The sequence below is a fragment of the Vibrio sp. 10N.222.49.C9 genome (genome assembly GCF_041474985.1).
GTDB lineage: Bacteria > Pseudomonadota > Gammaproteobacteria > Enterobacterales > Vibrionaceae > Vibrio > Vibrio crassostreae_C.
Genome location: NZ_JBFRVD010000964.1, coordinates 1 through 341, shown reverse-complemented (window position 1 = coordinate 341; position 341 = coordinate 1). Strand labels below are relative to the sequence as shown.

At 51.0% G+C, this 341-nt stretch carries 1 protein-coding gene; it reads right to left on the bottom strand.

Translation table 11 applies throughout. The annotated features are described in order from the left end of the window. Positions 1-341: thiamine pyrophosphate-dependent enzyme (locus AB4585_RS26430; protein WP_372171720.1), on the bottom strand; the 341-nt coding region annotated here is incomplete at both ends.

Here is a 341-nt window from a genome sequence, read left to right as displayed (position 1 = left end):
ATCATCAGGTCTTGCTACCGCAGCGCCCATGGCGGCTGGCAAACCAAAGCCCATAGTGCCTAGGCCTGCTGATGAGATAAAGTTCTGAGGGTCGCGAGGCTGAATATGCTGTGCTGCCCACATTTGATGCTGGCCAGCATCGGTAGATACCATTGAGCTATCTGGCATCATGTCTGACAGTTGCTTCATTAATAGTGGAGCAAAGATCAAATCACCTGGGTGGTCATAGCGCCATTTGAAGCCGCTACGTAGGCTCTCACAGTGGTGAACCCAAGGCGTAATGTCATTTTCTAGGTGCAGTTGCGGCAAGATTTCACGCATATCACCACGCAAGATAGCGT